Annotated in this window: 18 protein-coding genes; 9 read left to right on the top strand and 9 right to left on the bottom strand. The window is 50.7% G+C overall.

Annotation, left to right across the window (positions count from 1 at the left end; all coding sequences use genetic code 11):
* Window positions 1-382: 382 nt before the first annotated feature.
* The 7 genes from rbsR to H4F65_RS13425 form a co-directional block, all read right to left on the bottom strand.
* Window positions 383-1,378 (bottom strand): ribose operon transcriptional repressor RbsR, encoded by a 996-nt coding sequence (gene rbsR, locus H4F65_RS13395; protein WP_039320122.1) that lies wholly within the window; start codon window positions 1,376-1,378, stop codon window positions 383-385.
* Window positions 1,379-1,381: 3 nt separating this feature from the next.
* Window positions 1,382-2,308, bottom strand: coding sequence for a ribokinase (gene rbsK / locus H4F65_RS13400; protein WP_010681481.1), 927 nt, complete (start codon window positions 2,306-2,308; stop codon window positions 1,382-1,384).
* Window positions 2,309-2,379: 71 nt separating this feature from the next.
* Window positions 2,380-3,267 (bottom strand): ribose ABC transporter substrate-binding protein RbsB, encoded by an 888-nt coding sequence (rbsB, locus tag H4F65_RS13405; RefSeq protein ID WP_010681480.1) that lies wholly within the window; start codon window positions 3,265-3,267, stop codon window positions 2,380-2,382.
* 25 nt (window positions 3,268-3,292) lie between these two features.
* On the bottom strand, window positions 3,293-4,261 hold the full coding sequence (rbsC, locus tag H4F65_RS13410; RefSeq protein WP_010681479.1) for a ribose ABC transporter permease: 969 nt from the start codon (window positions 4,259-4,261) through the stop codon (window positions 3,293-3,295).
* Between the two features lie 7 nt (window positions 4,262-4,268).
* Window positions 4,269-5,774: a ribose ABC transporter ATP-binding protein RbsA gene (gene rbsA / locus H4F65_RS13415; RefSeq protein ID WP_010681478.1), complete on the bottom strand. Its 1,506-nt coding sequence runs from the start codon at window positions 5,772-5,774 to the stop codon at window positions 4,269-4,271.
* Between the two features lie 7 nt (window positions 5,775-5,781).
* On the bottom strand, window positions 5,782-6,201 hold the full coding sequence (gene rbsD, locus H4F65_RS13420) for a D-ribose pyranase (protein ID WP_010681477.1): 420 nt from the start codon (window positions 6,199-6,201) through the stop codon (window positions 5,782-5,784).
* Window positions 6,202-6,516: 315 nt separating this feature from the next.
* Complete coding sequence (locus tag H4F65_RS13425) at window positions 6,517-6,912, bottom strand: YgiW/YdeI family stress tolerance OB fold protein (RefSeq protein ID WP_010681476.1); 396 nt, start codon at window positions 6,910-6,912, stop codon at window positions 6,517-6,519.
* Between the two features lie 244 nt (window positions 6,913-7,156).
* On the opposite strand from H4F65_RS13425, the gene qseB reads away from it, so the two are divergent.
* On the top strand, window positions 7,157-7,819 hold the full coding sequence (gene qseB, locus H4F65_RS13430; protein WP_010681475.1) for a quorum sensing response regulator transcription factor QseB: 663 nt from the start codon (window positions 7,157-7,159) through the stop codon (window positions 7,817-7,819).
* Complete coding sequence (gene qseC / locus H4F65_RS13435; protein ID WP_010681474.1) at window positions 7,816-9,165, top strand: quorum sensing histidine kinase QseC; 1,350 nt, start codon at window positions 7,816-7,818, stop codon at window positions 9,163-9,165. The genes qseB and qseC overlap by 4 nt, the downstream gene beginning before the upstream one ends.
* Window positions 9,166-9,303: 138 nt before the next feature.
* On the opposite strand, the gene kup is transcribed toward qseC, so the two are convergent.
* Complete coding sequence (gene kup, locus H4F65_RS13440; RefSeq protein WP_010681473.1) at window positions 9,304-11,172, bottom strand: low affinity potassium transporter Kup; 1,869 nt, start codon at window positions 11,170-11,172, stop codon at window positions 9,304-9,306.
* A 351-nt stretch (window positions 11,173-11,523) separates the two neighbouring features.
* Here kup and ravA point away from each other — a divergent pair, with 351 nt between their 5' ends.
* Window positions 11,524-13,023, top strand: coding sequence for an ATPase RavA (ravA, locus tag H4F65_RS13445; protein WP_010681472.1), 1,500 nt, complete (start codon window positions 11,524-11,526; stop codon window positions 13,021-13,023).
* 6 nt (window positions 13,024-13,029) lie between these two features.
* Entirely contained in the window at window positions 13,030-14,508 is a 1,479-nt protein-coding gene (viaA, locus tag H4F65_RS13450) for an ATPase RavA stimulator ViaA (protein ID WP_010681471.1), read from the top strand.
* On the opposite strand, the gene asnA is transcribed toward viaA, so the two are convergent.
* On the bottom strand, window positions 14,505-15,497 hold the full coding sequence (gene asnA / locus H4F65_RS13455) for an aspartate--ammonia ligase (RefSeq protein ID WP_010681470.1): 993 nt from the start codon (window positions 15,495-15,497) through the stop codon (window positions 14,505-14,507). The two genes, viaA and asnA, sit on opposite strands and share 4 nt — an antisense overlap.
* 152 nt (window positions 15,498-15,649) lie before the next feature.
* Here asnA and asnC point away from each other — a divergent pair, with 152 nt between their 5' ends.
* The 5 genes from asnC (at window position 15,650) to atpI (ending at window position 20,634) form a co-directional block, all read left to right on the top strand.
* A complete protein-coding gene (gene asnC, locus H4F65_RS13460) occupies window positions 15,650-16,111 on the top strand; it encodes a transcriptional regulator AsnC (RefSeq protein WP_010300103.1) in 462 nt (153 codons plus the stop codon).
* Window positions 16,112-16,200: 89 nt separating this feature from the next.
* Window positions 16,201-16,644 carry an FMN-binding protein MioC gene (gene mioC, locus H4F65_RS13465; RefSeq protein WP_010300101.1) on the top strand — a complete coding sequence of 148 codons (444 nt, stop codon included), beginning with the start codon at window positions 16,201-16,203 and terminating at the stop codon, window positions 16,642-16,644.
* 390 nt (window positions 16,645-17,034) lie between these two features.
* Complete coding sequence (mnmG, locus tag H4F65_RS13470; RefSeq protein WP_010681469.1) at window positions 17,035-18,924, top strand: tRNA uridine-5-carboxymethylaminomethyl(34) synthesis enzyme MnmG; 1,890 nt, start codon at window positions 17,035-17,037, stop codon at window positions 18,922-18,924.
* An 82-nt stretch (window positions 18,925-19,006) separates the two neighbouring features.
* Window positions 19,007-19,627, top strand: a complete 621-nt coding sequence (gene rsmG / locus H4F65_RS13475; protein ID WP_010681468.1) for a 16S rRNA (guanine(527)-N(7))-methyltransferase RsmG — start codon at window positions 19,007-19,009, stop codon at window positions 19,625-19,627.
* A 623-nt stretch (window positions 19,628-20,250) separates the two neighbouring features.
* Complete coding sequence (gene atpI / locus H4F65_RS13480) at window positions 20,251-20,634, top strand: F0F1 ATP synthase subunit I (protein ID WP_010300094.1); 384 nt, start codon at window positions 20,251-20,253, stop codon at window positions 20,632-20,634.
* Window positions 20,635-20,637 lie beyond the last annotated feature (3 nt).

Here is a 20,637-nt window from a genome sequence, read left to right on the forward strand (position 1 = left end):
AAACTGTTTATTCGTAATGAATTTACTGTTGTTCACTCTTCAAGACTTTTTATATCGTTAAGATACGGTCTTGTGAGTGCCCACACAGATTGTCTGATTAAATTGTTAAAGAGCAGTGCCACTTCATCGGTGGCGCGGGCTGCATATACTATGCTTTTCCGCTGTGAAGTCAAGTCATTACTGACCGCCTTCGGTGAATCTTTTTTCCTGTTACCGCAACTGCGTGTCGCTGTTGCCGTGTCAGTGGAGGCGCATTATAGGGACTTCTCGGCCACTGACAAGTGCTAAATGCAAAAAAATTACCGAGTGGTTTTTTTTTCAGCAAAGCGCATTAAAAGACGCCGTTATGCGGGATTTTTCAGCGTTTTCTTAGCGAGAAACCTTACCTGACAGACTCGCGCACCATTAATTCCGGCGTCAGCACCAACACATTAGGTTCGGTGTTAGGGTGTTCCAGACGATATAGCAGCGTATCAATCGCCAATTCGCCAAGCTCATCCTTTGGTTGATGGACAGTAGTTAGAGGTGGTGACATATAGCGGGCCAATTCTATGTCATCGTAACCAATAACCGCCATGTCTTGCGGAATAGAAAGTCCAGCCTGATAAAGCGCATGGTACACGCCAACGGCCATCGCATCGTTACTGGTGAACACCGCTTCAGGTTTATCTTCCAGCGCTAACAACTGCTGCATAGCGCGATAGCCCGCTTCAAACTCAAAATCGCCGAAAACTTCATAGTCAGCGGGAATGAATAGCCCAGCGAGCTGCATCGCCTGTCGATAACCTTCTAATCGGTTATAGGCGGTCGTCTTATCTTTTGGACCCGCAATACAGGCTATCTTTTTATAGCCACGAGAAATGAGGTAATTGGTCGCGATCTCCCCACCGAGCAGAGAGTTATCTTTAATGACGTCCATAACGCCTTCAAAGGGTGCCCAATCCATCATGACCATAGGTATAGAAGGATAGCGGCTCATCATTTCGGGCAAAGGGCGATGGCTTTCGGTACACATCAACAGTACGCCGTCAACCCGCTTTTGCAGCAGCGTTTCGAGACTATGGCTCATTCTGTCGCGATCGCCTTCTGTATTGCACAGAATCAGGCTATAGCCTCGCTCATAACAACAGCGCTCTACGCCACGAACCACTTCGGCATAAAACGGGTTATTACTGGCAGTGAGCAACATGCCGATGGTGCGGGTCTGGTTTATTTTCAGACTTCTGGCCAGCGCAGACGGCGCATAGTTGAGATCCTCAACGGCCTTCATCACTTTTTCGCGAATGGTGTCGCTGACAAAGCGATTGTTATTAATGACGTGAGATACGGTAGAAGTAGAAACGCCCGCAAGACGGGCGACATCTTTCATGGTGGCCAAAGATCACCCCTGGGTTTGCAAAAATGCGTCGATCTCTTCACGCCACGGGACAGAGGGCTGAGCGCCTCGGCGAGTAACGGCTATCGCAGCTGCCGCATGGGCAAATTTTACGGCGAAGGACATGGGCTTATTTTCCAGCAATGCAGTCACTAACGCGCCATTAAACGTGTCTCCGGCGGCGATAGTATCCACGGCTTTTACACGATATCCCGGAATGCGCTGCCCCTGACCGTTTTCACTTAACCATACGCCACGGCTACCCAATGTGATGAGAACCGTTTCAATACCTTTATCGTGCAGAACCTGTGCTGCGCGAGCCGCATCGTCTTCCGTCTCAACGGTAATTCCCGTCAGGAACTGCGCTTCGGTTTCATTCGGCGTGATCATATTGACCAGCGATAACAGTTCATCGGGCAGTTCGCGGGCAGGGGCGGGGTTAAGAATCACTTTCGTTTGATTTTCATGCGCCAGTTTAGCGGCCGCAATGACCGTTTCCAACGGCGACTCAAGCTGCATAAGCAATGCTGAAGCATCAATAATGTGTTGCTGATAACGATGAAGATAATCAGGCGTCACCGCAGCATTCGCACCGGCATTAATCGCGATCATGTTCTCAGCGTCGGCGTTAACAAAAATCAGCGCAACGCCGGTTGTTTCCCCGGAGATAGCCTCAACGGCGGAAACATCGATATTGTCCTTGGATAGCTGCTGGCAAATACGGGTGCCGATATCATCTTCTCCCACGCAGGCAATAAAGGCGATGTCTGCACCGCTTCGACCAGCGGCAACGGCCTGATTGGCACCTTTCCCACCGAAAGCAACGCTATATTGCTCACCGATCACCGTTTCGCCTGGACGGGGAAATTGCTCAAGATTGAGAATATGGTCAGCATTAATACTGCCCAGCACCACCAGCTTACCCGTTTTCATTATGTCGAATCCCGCTACGTTAATAATGCGCCACCACAAACGGGTGGCGCGAGCCCTGCTTTATTCTTTAATTATTTTGCGACCAGCTTCAGGTCAACCGGAATGATAGCCTGCGTTTTTTCGCCTTTCAGCACTTTCGCCGCCGTTTCGATACCGATCACACCGATCTGATCAGGACGCTGAGCAACAGTCGCAGCCAGCTTGCCTGACTCAACGGCCTTCACGCCATCCTGAGTGCCGTCAAAGCCGACAACCAGCACATCTGTTTTGCCTGCGGTTTGCAGTGCACGCAGAGCACCCAACGCCATTTCATCGTTCTGAGCAAATACAGCCTGAACGTCAGGGTGTGCGGTCAGCAGGTTCTGCATCACGTTCAGCCCTTTAGTACGGTCGAAGTCAGCGGGTTGGCTGGCCAGCATAGCGAATTTATTTTTCTCAGCAGATTTCATGAAGCCCGCCCCACGCTCGCGCGCGGCAGACGTTCCCGCGATGCCTTCCAGCTGAATCACTTTAGCGCCTTCACCCAATTTCTTGGCAAGGAAGTCACCGGCAACTTTACCGCCGAAGGCGTTATCAGAAGCCACGTGGCTCACCACTTCACCACTGCTCGCGACGCGGTCCAGCGTAATAACAGGGATCTTGGCTTGGTTAGCCATTTTAATCGCATTACCTACTGCATCAGAATCGGTCGGGTTGATCAGCAGAACTTTGGTTCCACGTACCGTCAAATCCTGAACGTTAGCCAGTTCTTTTGCTGGGTTATTCTGGGAATCCAGCACAATCAACTCGTAACCCAGTTTGTCAGCTTCTTTCTGTGCACCCTCTTTCATTGAAACAAAGAACGGGTTATTCAGCGTAGAAACCACCAGAGCAACCGTATCTTTGGCCAAGGCATTAGCACTGACAGTCGCGCTCAGCGCAACAGCGGAAACCAGAGTAGCCAGCTTTTTCATATTCATAACTCAATTCCTGTGTGAATGAAGGTTATTTACTGCTTTTGTTATCTACCAGAACCGCTAGCAAAATGACGACTGCTTTAACGATCATTTGGTAGTAAGAAGAAACACCTAATAAATTCAGTCCGTTGTTGAGGAAACCAAGGATAAGTGCGCCGATCAACGTACCAACGATACGCCCTTTTCCTCCAGCCAGACTGGTGCCGCCCAATACTACAGCCGCGATAGCATCCAGCTCATACCCTGTACCCGCCGTCGGCTGTGCAGAGGACAAACGTGCGACTTCGATAATTCCCGCCAGGGCAGACAACAGCCCACACAGGGAATAGACAATAATCTTGATTTTATCAACGCTGATGCCGGACAAACGGGTAGCAGACTCGTTGCCGCCCAGCGCATAGATATAGCGCCCCAGACGCGTGTGGTGCAACATGTACCAGGCAGCCGCGAACACGATAGCCATGATCCAGATTGGTGTCGGAATCCCCAACGGACGACCGATACCAAACCAGCCAAACGCATCTGCTACGTCGGAAAAACCAGTATTAACCGGGCTGCCGTTGGTATAAACCATCGTCACACCACGAAGTAACAGCATCATGACCAACGTGGCGATAAACGCCTGCACTTTGCCTTTGGATACAATGACCCCCGTACCCGCACCGATCAGCGCCCCCAGCGCCAGTGCGCCAAACACCGCCACCAGCGCATTGACCTCAAGCCCGACGATGGAAGCCGCTACGGCACCGGTCAATGCCAGCAGGGAACCCACTGACAAATCGATGCCCGAGGTCAGAATCACCAGCGTCATGCCGACGGCCATGATGGCGTTCACCGACGTCTGCTGGAGAATATTGAACAGGTTGTTCAGGGTAAAAAAGTTAGGGCTCATGGCGGAAACAACCGCAATCAGGATCAGGAGCGCGATCAGCGATTTCTGCTCCAGTAACCACTCTTTGCTGAACCAGCGTTTTGCCGCGATAGATTGAGAACTCATGTCTGACTTACTCCTGCTTTGCGCCGTATTGCTTACCAACGGCCGCGGCCATCAGTGCTTCCTGGGTAGCTTGCTCAATAGGGAAATCACCGCTCAAGCGCCCTTCATGCATCACAATGATGCGATCGCTCATTCCCAAGACTTCGGGCATTTCGGATGACACCAATATGATGCTCAGCCCTTCTTCTTTGAATTGATTGATTAACTGATAAATCTCTTTCTTCGCCCCGACATCGACGCCACGCGTCGGTTCATCGAGGATCAGGACATTTGGGCGTGTCATCAGGCCACGGGCAATCGCCACTTTCTGCTGATTACCGCCGGAGAGCAGGCCGATAGGCTGCTCCATCGAAGGCGTTTTCACGTTGAACAGGCGAATAAAGTCGGCAACCGTCAGTTGCTCTTCGGCATGTTTTAGACGACCGCCCGCATGGCTGAAATAGCGCAGTGCGGTTAAGGACATGTTTTCTTTTACTGACATGCCCAGCACCAGACCATCACGTTTGCGGTCTTCGGAAATGTAAACGATGCCGTTCGCCAGGCCATCCTGCGGTTTACGGGTCACTACGTCGCGGCCATCCAGCGTCACATTACCGCCCGTTCGCGGCAGTGCACCGTAGAGAATCTTCATCAGTTCGGTACGGCCCGCACCCATCAACCCTGCGACGCCCAGAATTTCGCCTTTCCGCACCGTAAAGCTGACGCTGTCGACGCCCGGCCCAGACAGATTCTGTACCTTAAGGCGAACCTCTCCCGGCACTTTATTCGAACGTGGGTACTGATCTTCCAGCTTACGACCGACCATCATTTCAATCAGCGTATCTTCCTCTAAATCACTGACCGGACGCTCACCGATAAACTGACCATCGCGGAACACGGTAATGTCATCGCAGATTTCAAAGATTTCTTTCAGGCGGTGGGAAATATAAACAATGCCGCATCCCTGAGATTGCAGCTCTTTGATCACACTGAATAACGAGGCGGTTTCAGTATCTGTCAGGGCATCGGTCGGTTCATCCATGATGATGACTTTCGATTCAAAGCTCAGCACCTTGGCAATTTCTACCATTTGCTGATCGCCAATCGATAAATCCCCGACCATACGACGGCTGTCATAGCGCAGATTAAGGCGTTTCAGCAGCTTATCGGCTTCCGCATACATCTTGTTCCAGTCGATACGACCGAAGCGGTTGGTAAATTCACGACCAAGGAAGATATTCTCGGCAATCGTGAGTTGGGGAATCAGGTTAAGTTCCTGATGGATAATACCGATACCTGCTTCCTGGGACGCTTTCGGCCCGCTGAAATCGACCTCTTTCCCCAGAAAATGAATGCTGCCGGCATCTTTACGATAGATCCCGGTCAGAACTTTCATCATGGTGGACTTGCCCGCACCGTTCTCGCCCACCAGCGCCATCACTTTTCCCGGATAGACGTTGAGTGCTGCACCGGAAAGCGCTTTAACGCCGGGAAAAGATTTCGTGATGCCTTGCAGTTGCAGTAAAGGTTGCATTGATGCCTCAGAACGTTACGCCAGCACAAAGGATGACATTGGCATACGGAGTGCACTCCCCGCTGCGAATGATGGCCCGGCTTTTGCCGCTTTGGGTTTTAAATTCTTCATGGCTGACATAGTGCAATGCAATTGAGTTTCCCTGATGCTGTTCAAGTTGCTTCAATTGATCGAGTAATGCGTCATGGACGGCGGGGTTCTTTTCAATAATTTCTTCCGCCAGAATAGCGGCTTCAACCTGCATTTCGCTGGTGACAACATTAACCACCTGCAAAAACGTCGGCACATTGTGCGTCAACGCCAGGTCGATACGGGTCGTCGTTTCAGGAATCGGTAAACCAGCATCACCAATAACAAGGCTATCGGTGTGTCCCAGCCGAGCAATCACGGAAGAAATATCTGAATTCAATAATGTTGCTTTTTTCATCTTCTCACCCCACCAGCGAAACGTTTCGCTAACAATATTCTAGAAAAAGAAGTAGGAAAGGCAATGAAGAAATAAAAAAAATGTGATCACCATCGAAACGTTTCGCTAACAAAAAATAAAAACAAGATAACGCGGTTATCAACTCTAGGTAATTCACATTTCAGGAAGATGGCAAAGAAAGATGTCTGGCGGCTTAATCACGTCGATCATTTGGATGAACAAGCGTAGGCAACGTAAAGAATGACAGATAGAGAAGGTTGATAAATAGAGAAATGGCGGGCAATCGCCCGCCACGAGATAATTGGAGATAGCGTATTAGAGTTTACGGATCTGCTTCACATCCAGCTCGACGGAATTGAAGTCTTTATCCAACTCACCCTGTATTTCAACTTTATCGGTAGGTGAAACCATCTGGCCATTCCAGCGCTTATGATCGATTTCAACTTCCATCGTGCCAGTGGAGTCACGGAACAGGTAGTTCTCATCACCAATCCGTTTTTCGATATTACCGCTCAGCGTAACCCAACTATCGTCACGCAGATCTTTAGCCTTATCTACCGTCGTGAGGGAATTCTGCGGATCGACGAATCCCCCTTTATGTGTGCCAACCGCAGGCGTTTCTGGGTTGACGAAGCCACCGCCGCTTTGTGCGGCAAATACGGGTGCAGAAACCAGAGCGGTAATGGCAAATAACGCAGCTGCTTTTTTCATAGTATTCCTTCCTTATTTTGCCTGTCGTTTCGCAGTCAACCTGCGGGAGTAATCGGTCTTCGAGAAGGATTAAAACAAACCGTTCTTAACAGAATCTTAAGGACTCAGCTTTTACATTTTTATTTTTTTATATTGCCGAAATCGTCCAATTTCAGCGATTTGTCCTGTACACATCGCCCCCCGATTTCGTATAAAACCGGAAAAGGCGCAAACGCGACAGCGGCACATCCCTTGCGAGGCAGCCATGAGAGTATTGTTAATCGAAGACGATCGCCTGATAGGTGATGGCCTAAAAGCTGGATTGATCAAACTGGGCTTTAATATTGACTGGTTTACGGAAGGTAAAGCCGGCGCTGCCGCGTTGAAGGCCGCCCCTTATGATGCGGTGGTGCTCGATCTCAGCCTGCCGGGTATGGATGGCATGGATATCCTGCGCCAGTGGCGTCAGGCTGGACATGACGAACCGGTACTGATTCTGACGGCCCGCGATGCGCTGGAACAGCGTGTAGAAGGGTTGCAGCAGGGGGCCGATGATTATTTATGTAAGCCTTTTGCGCTAACTGAAGTTGCCGCTCGCCTTCAGGCGCTGATTCGTCGCCGTCACGGTCAACTCCAGCCCGCATTAACACATGGCGCAGTTTCCCTTGAGCCTGGCTCACGGAGCGTCACGCTTAACAGCGAGCCATTGATACTAAAATCCCGCGAGCTGGCACTGCTGGAACTGTTCTTGCTCAATCCAAGCCGCGTGCTCACGCGTGCACAGTTGGAAGAGAAGCTCTACGGCTGGGATGATGATGTCTCCAGCAATGCGGTAGAAGTCCATATCCACCACCTGCGCAAAAAGTTGGGCAGTGGGTTTATCCGTACCGTGCATGGCGTTGGCTACATTCTGGGAGATGCACCATGAACCGACTCAGCCTGCGCTTACGTCTGATTGCGGGCTTTGCGCTGCTGACATTAATTTGCTGGAGTGTCGCCAGTCTGCTTTCGTGGTATCAGACACGTCATAATATCAATGAGTTGTTTGATACTCAGCAAATGCTGTTTGCCAAGCGTCTTGCCACCATGAATCCCGATGAATTGCGAAGCCCATCAGCTTCTCTGCCAAAAACCAAAAATCTGGTACATAAAAACCGAGGCAAGCAGGATGATGACGCGCTGGCCTTCGCCATTTTTACCCGCGACGGAAAAATGGTGTTGAACGATGGCGATAACGGCAAAGATTTCATTTTTGACTATAAACGCAACGGCTTCACCGACGGCAGGTTGCGCGATGACAATGACGCCTGGCGTATCGTCTGGCTGACGACGCAGGATGATCGTTACGTCATTGCTGTGGGTCAGGAATGGGAATACCGTCAGGATATGACGCTGGATATTGTAAAAACCAACCTGATGCCCTGGCTGTTTGCGCTGCCTATCATGCTGGCATTGCTTTTTTGGCTAGTGACACGCGAACTTTCTCCGCTAAAACGTATTGCCGCTGAGCTTCAGTTACGCTCCCCCGACGACAGCACACCACTGGCGACGCAGCACATCCCACAAGAAGTTCGCCCGCTGGTAAACGCGCTGAATCTCCTGTTTTCCCGCATAAGCGATATGCTAACTCGCGAGCGCCGTTTTACCTCCGATGCGGCTCACGAATTGCGTAGCCCGCTGGCAGCGTTGAAAGTTCAAACCGAAGTTGCACAGTTGGCGCATGATGATGAAGCCATGCGGCACCATGCGCTGGTCAATCTGGATAAAGGCATCGATCGAGCCACACGGCTGGTGGATCAGCTCCTGACGTTATCACGGCTAGATGCCGAATCGTCCCCCGAAGGGATGCAGCCCGTCCAGTTCAATGAACTCCTGCAACAGGCGGTGATCGCGCATTACAACACAGCGCAAACCGCGGGTATCGAACTGACGCTGGATTTACCGGACACCCCGGTTATTAGGCAGGGCCACCCGCTACTGCTGACTCTGCTGGTACGCAATCTGCTGGATAATGCTATTCGCTACAGCAATGAAGGGGGGACGGTAAGCCTGACGCTGACAGAGCGTGGCTTTCAGGTTACCGATAACGGACCGGGCATTAGCGAAGAGGCGCTGGCAAGAATTGGCGAACGCTTTTATCGCCCACCGGGGCAGGAGAAATCCGGCAGCGGTCTTGGGATTTCCATCGTCAACAACATCGCAAAACTGCACCACATGCGGGTCACGTTCACCAATCAGCCCGAAGGGGGGCTGATTGTCGCCATAAATTGGTAAAATAGTTAACGTACTAGCAGCAACTCGCTGCCTGTTATTAGGGAAACACGAGGATGAGGTTCCCGCAGGGATGCCTCACCTCGTGGTCGACCGTATATCTCGATCTTATCCCAACATAAGATCATCTATTCGGTTCACTTAAATCTCGACCTGTATCCCCAGCTCAATCAGCCTGTTCGGCGGTATTTCAAACTGATCCGCCGCCCGCAGCGCATTGCGGCTGAGCATCATGAATAGCTTGCCGCGCAAGCGCAGATACCACGGGCGCTCACCGATAATCAGCGATTCATTGGACATAAAGAAAGACGTTTCCATCATTTGGCAGGTTAACCCATCCTGCCAACAGCGCTGAAAGACCTCTTCCACATCCGGTGTCTCACGCCAGCCATAGTTGGCAATCACGCGCCAGAACGTCGGTGAAAGCTGTTCAACCGTCACTCGACGCGCGTTAAGCACATAGGGCGCATCCTCCGTTCGCATGGTCAACAGCACCACGCGCTCGTGCAGGATCTTATTGTGCTTAAGGTTATGCAACAGCGCGAACGGAATCACGCGAGTCGCACGCGAGAAATACACGGCGGTCCCCGGCACACGCGTCGGCGGCGTTTTCTCCAGCGAGGCAATCATGGCATCCAGCGAGTTACCATGCTCATGCAACCGGCGCAGCAACCTGAAACGCTCGCTTTTCCACGTCGTCATGATAATAAACATCACCATACCCAGCGCCAGCGGCAGCCAGCCGCCGGACAGGATCTTGACTACGTTGGCCAAAAACATCGGCACGTCGATAATCAGCAAGCCCGCCAGCAACATCCACGCCAGATAGCGATTCCAGAGCCAATTCTTCACCGCAACTGTACAGAAAAGAATGCTGGTAATCACCATCGTACCCGTTACCGCAATCCCGTAAGCCGCCGCCAGATTGCTTGAATGCTCAAAGCTGACAATCACGATGACAACGGCGATATAGAGCATCCAGTTAATGGCGGGGATATAGATCTGACCGGATTCCATATCTGACGTGTGTACGATACGCATCGGCGGCAAGTAGCCCAGCCGCACTGCCTGACGGGTCAGGGAGAAAACACCGGAAATAACGGCCTGCGAGGCAATGATTGTCGCCAGCGTAGCCAATATCATCAGTGGAATCAGCGCCCAGTCTGGCGCTAGCAGGAAGAAGGGGTTCTTGATGGCTTCCGGGTCCTTTAACAGCAACGCGCCCTGCCCGAAGTAATTTAACACCAGCGACGGCAGTACCACCGTAAACCAGGCCAGACGGATCGGGAATTTACCGAAGTGGCCCATATCGGCATACAGCGCTTCGACCCCGGTAATCGCCAGCACCACCGCCCCCAGCGCGAAGAACGACACCGCTTTATATTCGATAAAGAAGCGCACGGCGTACATCGGGTTCAACGCCTGCAAGACTTCAGGGTTAGCAATGATGCTGCGCGCGCCCAGAACGCCAAGCGTCAAAAACCAGATCAGCATCACGGGTGCAAACAGCTTACCGACGCTACCCGTACCGTGTTTTTGAATGATAAACAGTAATGTCAGAACGACAATCGAGAGTGGTACGATATAGCTGTCCATTGAAGGCGCAGCGATTTCCAGCCCTTCCATTGCCGACATCACCGAGATGGCTGGCGTAATGACCACTTCCCCATAGAAGAAGCTGCCGCCAATCAACCCCATGATGACCAGCACGGACGTCATGCGATCGGAGGTATTGCGCCCGGCTAACGACATGAGGGTGAGAATCCCACCTTCACCTGCGTTATCGGCACGCATCACATAGGTCAGATATTTCAGCGAAACAACGAGGACCAACAGCCAAAAGATCAGTGAAAGAAAGCCAAAGACCGAGTCAGGCTCGACCCCAAAACCAAACTGCCCTGATAAACATTCCCTTAACGTATAAAGAGGGCTGGTTCCTATGTCTCCATAAACCACCCCGATGGCCGCCAGCGTGACAGCCGGAAGCGAACGTTTATGTTCTGAGCTCATATCTATCTTCTGTTGTTAATCAGTCCGCGAATGTTAATCAGTCCGCGAAGCGCGTCATTCACAGCAACTCATCCAAGAGCGCACAGTATGCACAAATCAGGGTAAAAACCCATTTTTATTATGCGGTCACCTGTATAAGAAACATCCTGTAAAAGGTGGTTTATTGCTTACTTACCCCGTTAGGGTGAATAATCCGTAAAAGTATTCTAATAAAAAACTGTGATCTGCCGTTTATTATTACCATTACCTTTCTGAAAGTAGAGATTTTCTGAGCGTCCACTTTCAGGGGATCAATCGGGTTCAAAAATAAACGATTTCAGTACATCACATCATGGGACTAACGGATTAATTATGCGTCAAACTGCGGCATTGGCTGAAAGAATTTCTCGTCTCAGTCATGCGCTAGAACACGGGCTCTACGAAAGACAGCACACCATTCGTCTCTGTCTGCTGGCCGCGCTAAGTGGGGAAAGTGTTTTCCTACTGGGGCCGCCAGGTATAGCCAAAAGTATGATCGCCCGGCGTCTTAAATTCGCTTTTCGTCATGCGAACGCGTTCGAGTACCTGATGACCCGCTTTTCCACCCCGGAAGAGGTATTCGGTCCCCTTTCCATTCAGGCGTTAAAAGACGAAGGGCGCTATCAGCGCCTGACAGCAGGCTATCTGCCGGAAGCTGAAATCGTGTTTCTGGATGAGATCTGGAAAGCGGGCCCCGCCATTTTGAATACCCTGCTGACGGCTATTAACGAGCGGCGTTTCCGTAATGGCAACAGCGAAGACACGATCCCGATGCGCCTGTTGGTCGCCGCGTCGAATGAATTGCCGGAAGCGGATGGCGGTCTGGAAGCGCTCTACGACCGAATGCTCATCCGTCTGTGGCTCGATCGTGTGCAGGAAAAACAGAATTTCCGTGCGCTGCTCGTGAATAACAGCAGCGAACGCGATAACCCCGTCCCGCCCGCTCTTAGCGTCAGCGATGAAGAGTACCAACAGTGGCAGAAAGATATTGAGCACGTCGCGTTGCCAGAATTCGGCTTCGAGCTGATTTACACGCTGCGCCAGCAGCTTGATGCGCTGGAAAATGCTCCTTACATTTCCGATCGGCGCTGGAAAAAAGCCCTGCGCCTGCTTCAGGCCAGCGCGTTTTTCTGCGGACGGGATGCCATTACGCCGGTTGATATCATTCTGCTGAAAGACTGTCTCTGGCATGACCAAAGCACGTTAACGCTCATCGAGCACCAGCTTGAATTACTGATTACCGAGCACGCTTACCAGCAGAAAAGCCTGCTGTTCCGCTTGCAACAGGTGAACACCAGACGTCAGCAATACCAGCGTGAACAAAGCGAATTACAGGCCTTTTCGGTGGAGAAACAGGGGCACTTTCTCGGTAGAAAATTCCATTACACCTTGCCTGAAGCTATCACCGCTGAAACGCTGGATCTGGTGCTGCAACGCCCGCTGATCCTGCACGATATTGAAGTCAACCACCTGATCATTGAGAAGAATGCTCTGCAAGGCTGGCTGCAAAAAGGGGGAGAAATTCGGGGCAAACTCAACGGTATCGGCTTCACGCAACGTCTCGACCTGCTGGTGGACGATCGCCAACATCTGACGGTTCGTGATATCAGCCTGCAATCCTCTATTCTTTCTCTGCCAGAAAAGCGCGACTGTGCGCTTCCTGCTGACATTATCGATGAGTATGAAAAGCTGAACATGCAGTTGCGCGAACAGCGCCGCTTATTCAGCCAGCATCAGCCTTGCCTGTTCGTTCCCAGTGAGTGGTTGGCCAAAATAGAAGCCAGCCTGCAACAGGTCGCTGAGCAGATCCAGCAATCAGAGCAACAGGATTAACGCCCGATGATCACGCTGGAATCACTGGAAATGCTGCTGTCTATCGATGAAAACGAGCTGTTAGACGATCTTATCGTCACACTGCTGGCGACGCCTCAGCTCGCTTTCTTCTTTGAAAAGTATCCCAGCCTGAAGTCCGCGTTACTCAACGATCTGCCTCACTGGAAGGAAACCTTAAAACAGCGCCTGCGTACCACACAGGTACCGTCAGAGCTGGAAAAAGAATTTAGCTGCTACCAGCGTTCACAATCGATCGACAATCAGACTTTTCAGACACGCCTGCCTGCGATTATGGATACGCTGAACAACGTGGAATCCCCCTTTCTGACGCAGGCCTCACAGCTCATGGCCTCTCCAGAGCGAACCTTAGGGCAGAAGGTCACGAGCGGGCTTCACGCGCTCTTTCTTCAGCGCTGGCGGCTAAGCCTCACTCTGCAAACTGTTTCACTGCATCAGCAATTGATGGATCAGGAGCGGGAAATCCTGCTGGATGAACTGCAACAACGCCTGACCCTCAGCGGCAAACTCGAACCTATTCTGGCCGAAAACGAAAATGCGGCCGGGCGGCTCTGGGATCTCAGCGCCGCGCAGCGTATTCACACCGATCCCCGTCCGTTACTGGATTTCGGCGCTTTCCTGCAACGCCAGCCTGCATTACAACAACTGGCGGAACGCTTAGGGCGCAGCCGCGAAACCAAATCCATCCTCACGCAGGAAGCACCACAAGAAGCCTTCCGGGTCAGAGTACGGGAACCCGCCACCGTGCCTGAGCAGGTGAGCGGCGTGCACCAGAGCGATGACATTTTGCGTTTGATGCCGACGGAACTGGTCACGCTGGGCATTAGCGAACTGGAATATGAATTCTATCGTCGCCTGCTGGAACATCGGCTGCTCACCTATCGCTTACAGGGTGAGAGCTGGCGCGAGAAAATCACCGAGCGCCCCGTGGTACATCAGCAAAACGAACAGCAGCCCCGTGGCCCCTTTATCGTCTGCGTCGATACGTCAGGCTCGATGGGCGGCTTTAATGAACGCTGTGCCAAAGCCTTTTGTCTGGCGCTGATGCGCATCGCGCTCGCCGACAACCGCCGTTGCTACATCATGCTGTTTTCTACTGGCGTGGTGAAATATGAGCTCACGTCTGCGGACGGCTTAGAGCAGGCGATACGTTTTCTCAGTCAGTCTTTCCGTGGCGGCACGGATATGAGCGCCTGTCTGTCAGCATTGTTGGATAAGATGGACGACGCACTCTGGCATGATGCCGATGCGGTGGTGATTTCGGATTTTATCGCCCAGCGGTTGCCGGATGAGGTGGTAAATAAGGTGAAAAGCCGCCAGAAACAGCTACAGCATCGTTTCCATGCTGTAGCGATGTCCGATCATGGCAAACCCGGCATCATGCACATCTTTGACCATATCTGGCGCTTTGATACCGGGTTAAAAAGCCGCTTAATGCGCCGTTGGCAGCACGGCAAGGCTAATTAAAGCAGTCCGGAAACTGACTCACGTAGCGGCTGTGGCCATACGCCGCACTGAACCTGACCAATGTGCGGCAATTGCAGCAACAGCATGACCAGGCGAGACTGACCAATCCCCCCACCGATCGTTTGCGGCATTTCGCCGCGCAGCAGCGCCTGATGCCATTCCAGCTTCAGACGTTCTTCATCCTGCGTCAGCGCCAGCTGGCGTGTTAACGCTTCCGCATCGACACGGATGCCCATTGATGAAATTTCAAATGCATCGTTCAGAACCGGGTTCCATACAACGATATCGCCGTTCAGACCCGCCAGTTCCTGCTCGCCCGGCGTCGTCCAGTCATCATAATCCGGTGCACGCACATCGTGAGAGTGCCCGCTGGACAGCTTACCGCCAATCCCAATCAGGAAGACCGCACCCAGTTCTTTAGCGATAGCGCGCTCACGCCCTTTGGCATCCAGATCGGGGTAACGCTGCAGCAACGTTTCGGTATGCACAAAATGAATCTGCTCTGGCAGGAAAGGCTGAATGCCAAACGCCTGATGTACCGCAGCTTCCGTTGCTTTAATGCCTTGATAAATACGCGTCACGGTCGATTTCAGATACTCCGCATTACGCTCGCCATCTCCCATCACGCGCTCCCAGTCCCACTGATCGACATAGACCGAGTGGATCGGGCTCAAACGATCTTCGTCCGGGCGCAGTGCCTTCATGTGGGTATAGATGCCTTCGCCGAAGCTAAAATCGTACGCACCCAGCGTCTTACGTTTCCATTTCGCCAGTGAGTGAACGACTTCAAATGTGGCATCTGGCAGGGCTTTAACCTTAACCTGCACCGCTTTTTCCGTACCGGACAAGTTATCCTGCGTGCCGTCGCCGATACGGCTGAGAATCGGTGCCTGGACTTCAATCAATCCCAAAAGCTGCTCCAGCTGGCTGGAGAAGAAAGACTTAACGAAGCTGATTTGCTGTTGTTTTTCGATGTACTGCTTTTTCATTGCCGCGTCTCTTATTCATCGTAGTTAGTTATTCATTAAGCAATAAAAACTGCTAGTCATTCAATAATCTTATGGATAAATTGCACTTGTGCTTTTAATCCGTCATTTTAGAGCGGTATAAAATCATTATTCGCTAAAATAGGGGGCTCAAAGTGGCAGAAATTTATCAGATCGATAATCTCGATCGCGGCATTCTTTCCGCCTTAATGGAAAATGCGCGCACGCCTTATGCCGAACTGGCAAAACAGTTTTCCGTCAGTCCGGGGACGATCCACGTTCGAGTGGAGAAGATGAAGCAGGCGGGCATCATTGTCGGTACGCGTCTGGACGTGAACCCAAAGCAACTGGGCTATGACGTATGCTGTTTTATCGGCATCATTCTGAAAAGCGCCAAAGATTATCCCTCTGCGCTGGAGAAGTTGAACAATCTGGAAGAAGTGGTCGAGGCCTACTATACCACCGGGCATTACAGCATCTTTATTAAGGTCATGTGCCGCTCGATCGAGGCGCTGCAACATGTGCTTATCAACAAGATCCAAACAATTGATGAAATTCAGTCCACTGAAACGCTAATCTCCCTGCAAAACCCCATCATGCGGACGATCGCGCCGTGATACTTTTTTCCTATACCCATATTATCCACAGGTAGATCCCAGCCAGATCACAGCGTACAATGTCCCGTCTTTTATCGGATGGGATCGCTATGGCAGACATTACCTTAATCAGTGGCAGTACCCTTGGCAGTGCCGAATATGTTGCAGAGCATTTGGCTGAACTGCTGGAGAAGGATGATTTTTCCACTGAAATTCTGCATGGCCCTACGCTTGATGCACTGCCTGAAAGCGGTATATGGCTGGTGGTGACGTCTACGCACGGTGCAGGAGAATTCCCTGACAACCTGAAAGCACTGTTTGAACAACTGGAACAGCAAAAGCCCGATCTTTCTCAGGTGAGTTTCGGTGCGGTGGGGATCGGGAGTAAAGAGTACGACACGTTCTGTGGCGCGATCCAAACAGCGGATCGTGTATTGGCTCAATTAGGTGCCAAACGGATCGGTGAAATCCTCGAGATCGACATCACCCAGCATCAGATTCCAGAAGATCCAGCAGAAGAATGGCTAGGATCGTGGGTTAATTTACTCAAATAAGATGAAATATTCGGCAGTTGAATGTGGATAACTATGCTTAATTCAGGTGTAAAAGCCGTAATTATCCCAATAACAACCCAAGTATGTTTTTTGTCCTGTGCATAAACCCGCATTAAGATCCCAGCTTATACTGTCCAGGATCACCGATCATTCACAGGTAAGGATCAACGCCATTCTCTTGATCTTTAATATGAATAATCACTTATCCACACAACATGACGATCCTAATAAGAGATCTAATAAAGAGATCTTTAAATAAAAAGATCTTTCTTTAATTAACGAGGATCCAACGGACTTGGTCGTTGGCTCAAAGTTGAGTAGAATCCCCACCCCAGGGCAAATAACGATCGTTCGCCACTCATCATTCGCGATAATGCGAGGAGCAGTACCATGTTTTATCCAGATCCATTTGACGTCATCGTGATCGGTGGCGGTCATGCCGGAACAGAAGCTGCTATGGCTTCTGCCCGAATGGGCCAACAGACGCTTTTGCTCACACACAATATTGATACGCTGGGACAAATGTCTTGTAACCCGGCGATTGGCGGTATTGGAAAAGGTCATCTGGTTAAAGAGATCGATGCCATGGGAGGCTTGATGGCGCGTGCCGTCGATCAGGCAGGTATACAGTTTAGGATACTAAACAGCAGTAAAGGTCCGGCAGTCAGAGCAACGCGCGCACAGGCGGATCGCGTGCTCTATCGTCAAGCGGTTCGCACCGCACTGGAGAATCAGCCAAACCTAACGATCTTCCAACAGGCTGTTGACGATCTGATCGTGGAAAACGATCGCGTCGTCGGTGCTGTTACCCAGATGGGACTAAAATTCCGTGCAAAAGCCGTGGTGTTAACGGTAGGCACTTTCCTTGATGGCAAAATTCATATCGGGCTGGATAACTACAGCGGTGGCCGTGCAGGCGACCCGCCTTCTATTCCACTCGCACGTCGCCTGCGTGAACTGCCTCTGCGCGTTAACCGCCTGAAAACCGGTACGCCGCCACGTATTGACGCCAGAACGATTGATTTTAGCGTGCTGGCTCAACAGCACGGTGACAACCCAATGCCAGTTTTCTCGTTCCTGGGTAATGCGAGTCAGCATCCGGCGCAAATGCCGTGCTACATCACGCATACCAATGAGAAGACCCACGATGTGATCCGTAATAATCTGGATCGTAGCCCGATGTATGCCGGGATCATCGAAGGGATCGGCCCACGCTATTGCCCGTCGATCGAAGACAAAGTCATGCGCTTTGCCGATCGGAATACGCATCAGATCTTTCTTGAACCGGAAGGGCTGACCAGCAACGAAATTTATCCTAACGGGATCTCAACCAGTTTGCCATTTGACGTCCAGTGGCAGATTGTTCGCTCAATGGCAGGGATGGAGAATGCGCGCATTGTTCGTCCTGGCTATGCGATTGAGTACGATTTCTTCGATCCTCGCGATCTGAAACCTACGCTGGAAAACAAATTTGTTCATGGCCTGTTCTTCGCTGGACAGATCAACGGAACAACAGGTTATGAAGAAGCGGCCGCACAGGGTATGCTGGCTGGGCTGAATGCAGCTCGACTGGCTGCCGATAAGGAAGGCTGGTCTCCACGTCGCGATCAAGCTTATCTCGGCGTGTTGGTTGACGATCTCTGTACGCTGGGGACGAAAGAGCCTTACCGTATGTTTACCTCACGCGCTGAATATCGTCTGATGCTGCGTGAAGATAATGCCGATCTGCGTTTGACGGAAATGGGCCGTGAGCTGGGGATGGTCGACGATCATCGCTGGGCACGTTTCAACGAGAAACTCGAGAATATTGAGAAAGAGCGTCAGCGCCTGCGCGACATTCACGTTCATCCGCAATCTGAGCAATTAGATCAAGTCAACTCACTGCTGAAAACGCCGCTGTCCCGTGAAGCGAACGGTGAAGAACTGCTGCGTCGCCCGGAAGTGGATTACGTTCAGCTTACTGCGCTACCGCTGTTTGCCCCAGGATTAACCGACGAGCAGGCCGCAGAGCAGGTTGAAATTCAGGTCAAATACGAAGGGTATATTGCTCGCCAGCAGGATGAAATCGAGAAACAGCAGCGTAATGAAAATGCACTTCTGCCTGCCGATCTGGATTACAAACAGGTGAGCGGGTTGTCCAATGAGGTGATTGCCAAGCTGAACGATCATAAACCTTCGTCGATCGGTCAGGCTTCACGGATTTCTGGCATCACGCCTGCGGCGATCTCCATTCTGCTGATCTGGCTTAAAAAACAGGGGCTGCTGCGCCGTAGCGCCTGATTTAAGGTAAACTTATCCCCTAAATAGCCGGTTCTCCGGCTATTTTTATTATTAACTTCATACTTTTCATCGGGATCTTATTGTGCGCAACACACTCGATAATCTGCTAAACGCGGCTGGTATTGTGATTTCAGATAAGCAAAAAAATCTTCTGATACAGTATGTTGATATGCTGAATAAGTGGAACAAAGCTTACAACCTGACGTCAGTACGCGATCCGCAGCAAATGCTTGTCCGCCATATCATGGACAGTATCGTGGTTGAGCCACATTTACACGGACAGCGTTTTATCGATGTGGGTACCGGACCTGGATTGCCGGGAATTCCATTGGCGATTGTTCGCCCTGATTCGCATTTCACTTTGCTGGATAGCCTGGGTAAGCGTGTGCGCTTCCTGCGTCAGGTTCAGCATGAGCTACAGCTTGAAAACATCACGCCAGTTCAGAGTCGCGTTGAGGCGTTTCCAGCAGAGCCGCCTTTTGATGGGGTGATCAGTCGGGCATTTGCCTCTTTGCAGGACATGATTAGCTGGTGCAGCCATCTTCCGGCCAGACCGACAGGGCGGTTTTATGCTCTAAAAGGCGTACTTCCAGAGGATGAATTGTCATCCTTGCCACAAGATGTCCTATTAGATCAGGTTGTTCGCTTATCCGTTCCCGATCTGGAAGGTGAGCGCCATTTGGTCGTGCTTAAACCAAACTAATTTTGTTTTTTATCAAAAAAATTATAACTAAATATTGCATGTCAGGATGCCACTTCGTCTATCGGTGGCATTGTTCCAGAACGCATAGCGATCACTGAAATTTTACATCTTCTTTCTTTCAGTGTTGTCCTTTTGCTTTCGCACTGAATAATAACGAGTGAAAATAAATCATCGGCATCAAAATTTAGTTATTTTTGTGTTAATTGAGTAAAAAAACGATATCAATAATGTCAATAGGTGGTTGAAACGTTGTTTATTGCGATTTTTGGATAGGGTTTTTATTAACTTATTGAAAATAATTAAAATAAATACGTTTTATTGATAAGGACAAAAAAAGACACATCCTGTTGTAAATATTCGTAAGCCCTTTTATGTGAGTCATATCACAGATTAGAGACCTTTAGAAATTAATGACACCAGACATGAGTCGTGAGGATTGTTAGTAAAAACGGGGCTTCAGAAAGAAATTTAAATAATTGTTCACCTTTTCGCTACTTATCGATTGAATTCGCAGGTATGACCCGTATAATTTGCTCGTTTTTTGCTGCTTGACTCAGTGGTGTAAAGGCAGTTTTATACGTCATTCGGTATACCTCTGAAAAGGTACGGAGAGAGCAAACGTCATGCCTGTATCCCTTTACAGCGGAAAAGTAGCCTTAAGGCTGCTGTTGTTACAGTTAGTGACTTTTGCTTTGTTGAGTGCTGCTTTCAGCCTCAATAGCGTCAACGCTGCTGCTTCTGCATTAGGCGGAGGATTGGCAGCCTGGTTACCGAATGTGTTGTTTGTGTTGTTTGCCTTACGTCATCAGTCACACAAGCCTGCTGATGGGCGTGTGGCCTGGTCATTCGCGATTGGCGAGGCGCTTAAGGTATTTATCACCATTGCACTGTTAGTGGTGGCGTTAGGCGTGTTTAAAGCGGCATTCTTTCCGCTTGGCCTGACTTATTTATCGGTGCTGGTTATGCAGATCGTGGCACCGGCCGTAATTAATCGTTGCCGTAATTAACAA

The organism is Pectobacterium brasiliense, from assembly GCF_016950255.1.
GTDB lineage: Bacteria > Pseudomonadota > Gammaproteobacteria > Enterobacterales > Enterobacteriaceae > Pectobacterium > Pectobacterium brasiliense.

What these genes read in the sequence shown, in the direction of transcription:
- viaA (WP_010681471.1), top strand. Translation starts at nt 13,030, where the DNA reads ATGATCACGCTGGAATCACTGGAAATGCTGCTGTCTATCGATGAAAAC.
- atpI (WP_010300094.1), top strand. Translation starts at nt 20,251, where the DNA reads ATGCCTGTATCCCTTTACAGCGGAAAAGTAGCCTTAAGGCTGCTGTTG.
- rbsC (WP_010681479.1), bottom strand. Translation starts at nt 4,261, where the DNA reads ATGAGTTCTCAATCTATCGCGGCAAAACGCTGGTTCAGCAAAGAGTGG.
- asnA (WP_010681470.1), bottom strand. Translation starts at nt 15,497, where the DNA reads ATGAAAAAGCAGTACATCGAAAAACAACAGCAAATCAGCTTCGTTAAG.
- mioC (WP_010300101.1), top strand. Translation starts at nt 16,201, where the DNA reads ATGGCAGACATTACCTTAATCAGTGGCAGTACCCTTGGCAGTGCCGAA.
- rbsA (WP_010681478.1), bottom strand. Translation starts at nt 5,774, where the DNA reads ATGCAACCTTTACTGCAACTGCAAGGCATCACGAAATCTTTTCCCGGC.
- H4F65_RS13425 (WP_010681476.1), bottom strand. Translation starts at nt 6,912, where the DNA reads ATGAAAAAAGCAGCTGCGTTATTTGCCATTACCGCTCTGGTTTCTGCA.
- ravA (WP_010681472.1), top strand. Translation starts at nt 11,524, where the DNA reads ATGCGTCAAACTGCGGCATTGGCTGAAAGAATTTCTCGTCTCAGTCAT.
- qseC (WP_010681474.1), top strand. Translation starts at nt 7,816, where the DNA reads ATGAACCGACTCAGCCTGCGCTTACGTCTGATTGCGGGCTTTGCGCTG.
- rbsD (WP_010681477.1), bottom strand. Translation starts at nt 6,201, where the DNA reads ATGAAAAAAGCAACATTATTGAATTCAGATATTTCTTCCGTGATTGCT.
- rbsB (WP_010681480.1), bottom strand. Translation starts at nt 3,267, where the DNA reads ATGAATATGAAAAAGCTGGCTACTCTGGTTTCCGCTGTTGCGCTGAGC.
- qseB (WP_010681475.1), top strand. Translation starts at nt 7,157, where the DNA reads ATGAGAGTATTGTTAATCGAAGACGATCGCCTGATAGGTGATGGCCTA.
- kup (WP_010681473.1), bottom strand. Translation starts at nt 11,172, where the DNA reads ATGAGCTCAGAACATAAACGTTCGCTTCCGGCTGTCACGCTGGCGGCC.
- mnmG (WP_010681469.1), top strand. Translation starts at nt 17,035, where the DNA reads ATGTTTTATCCAGATCCATTTGACGTCATCGTGATCGGTGGCGGTCAT.
- rbsK (WP_010681481.1), bottom strand. Translation starts at nt 2,308, where the DNA reads ATGAAAACGGGTAAGCTGGTGGTGCTGGGCAGTATTAATGCTGACCAT.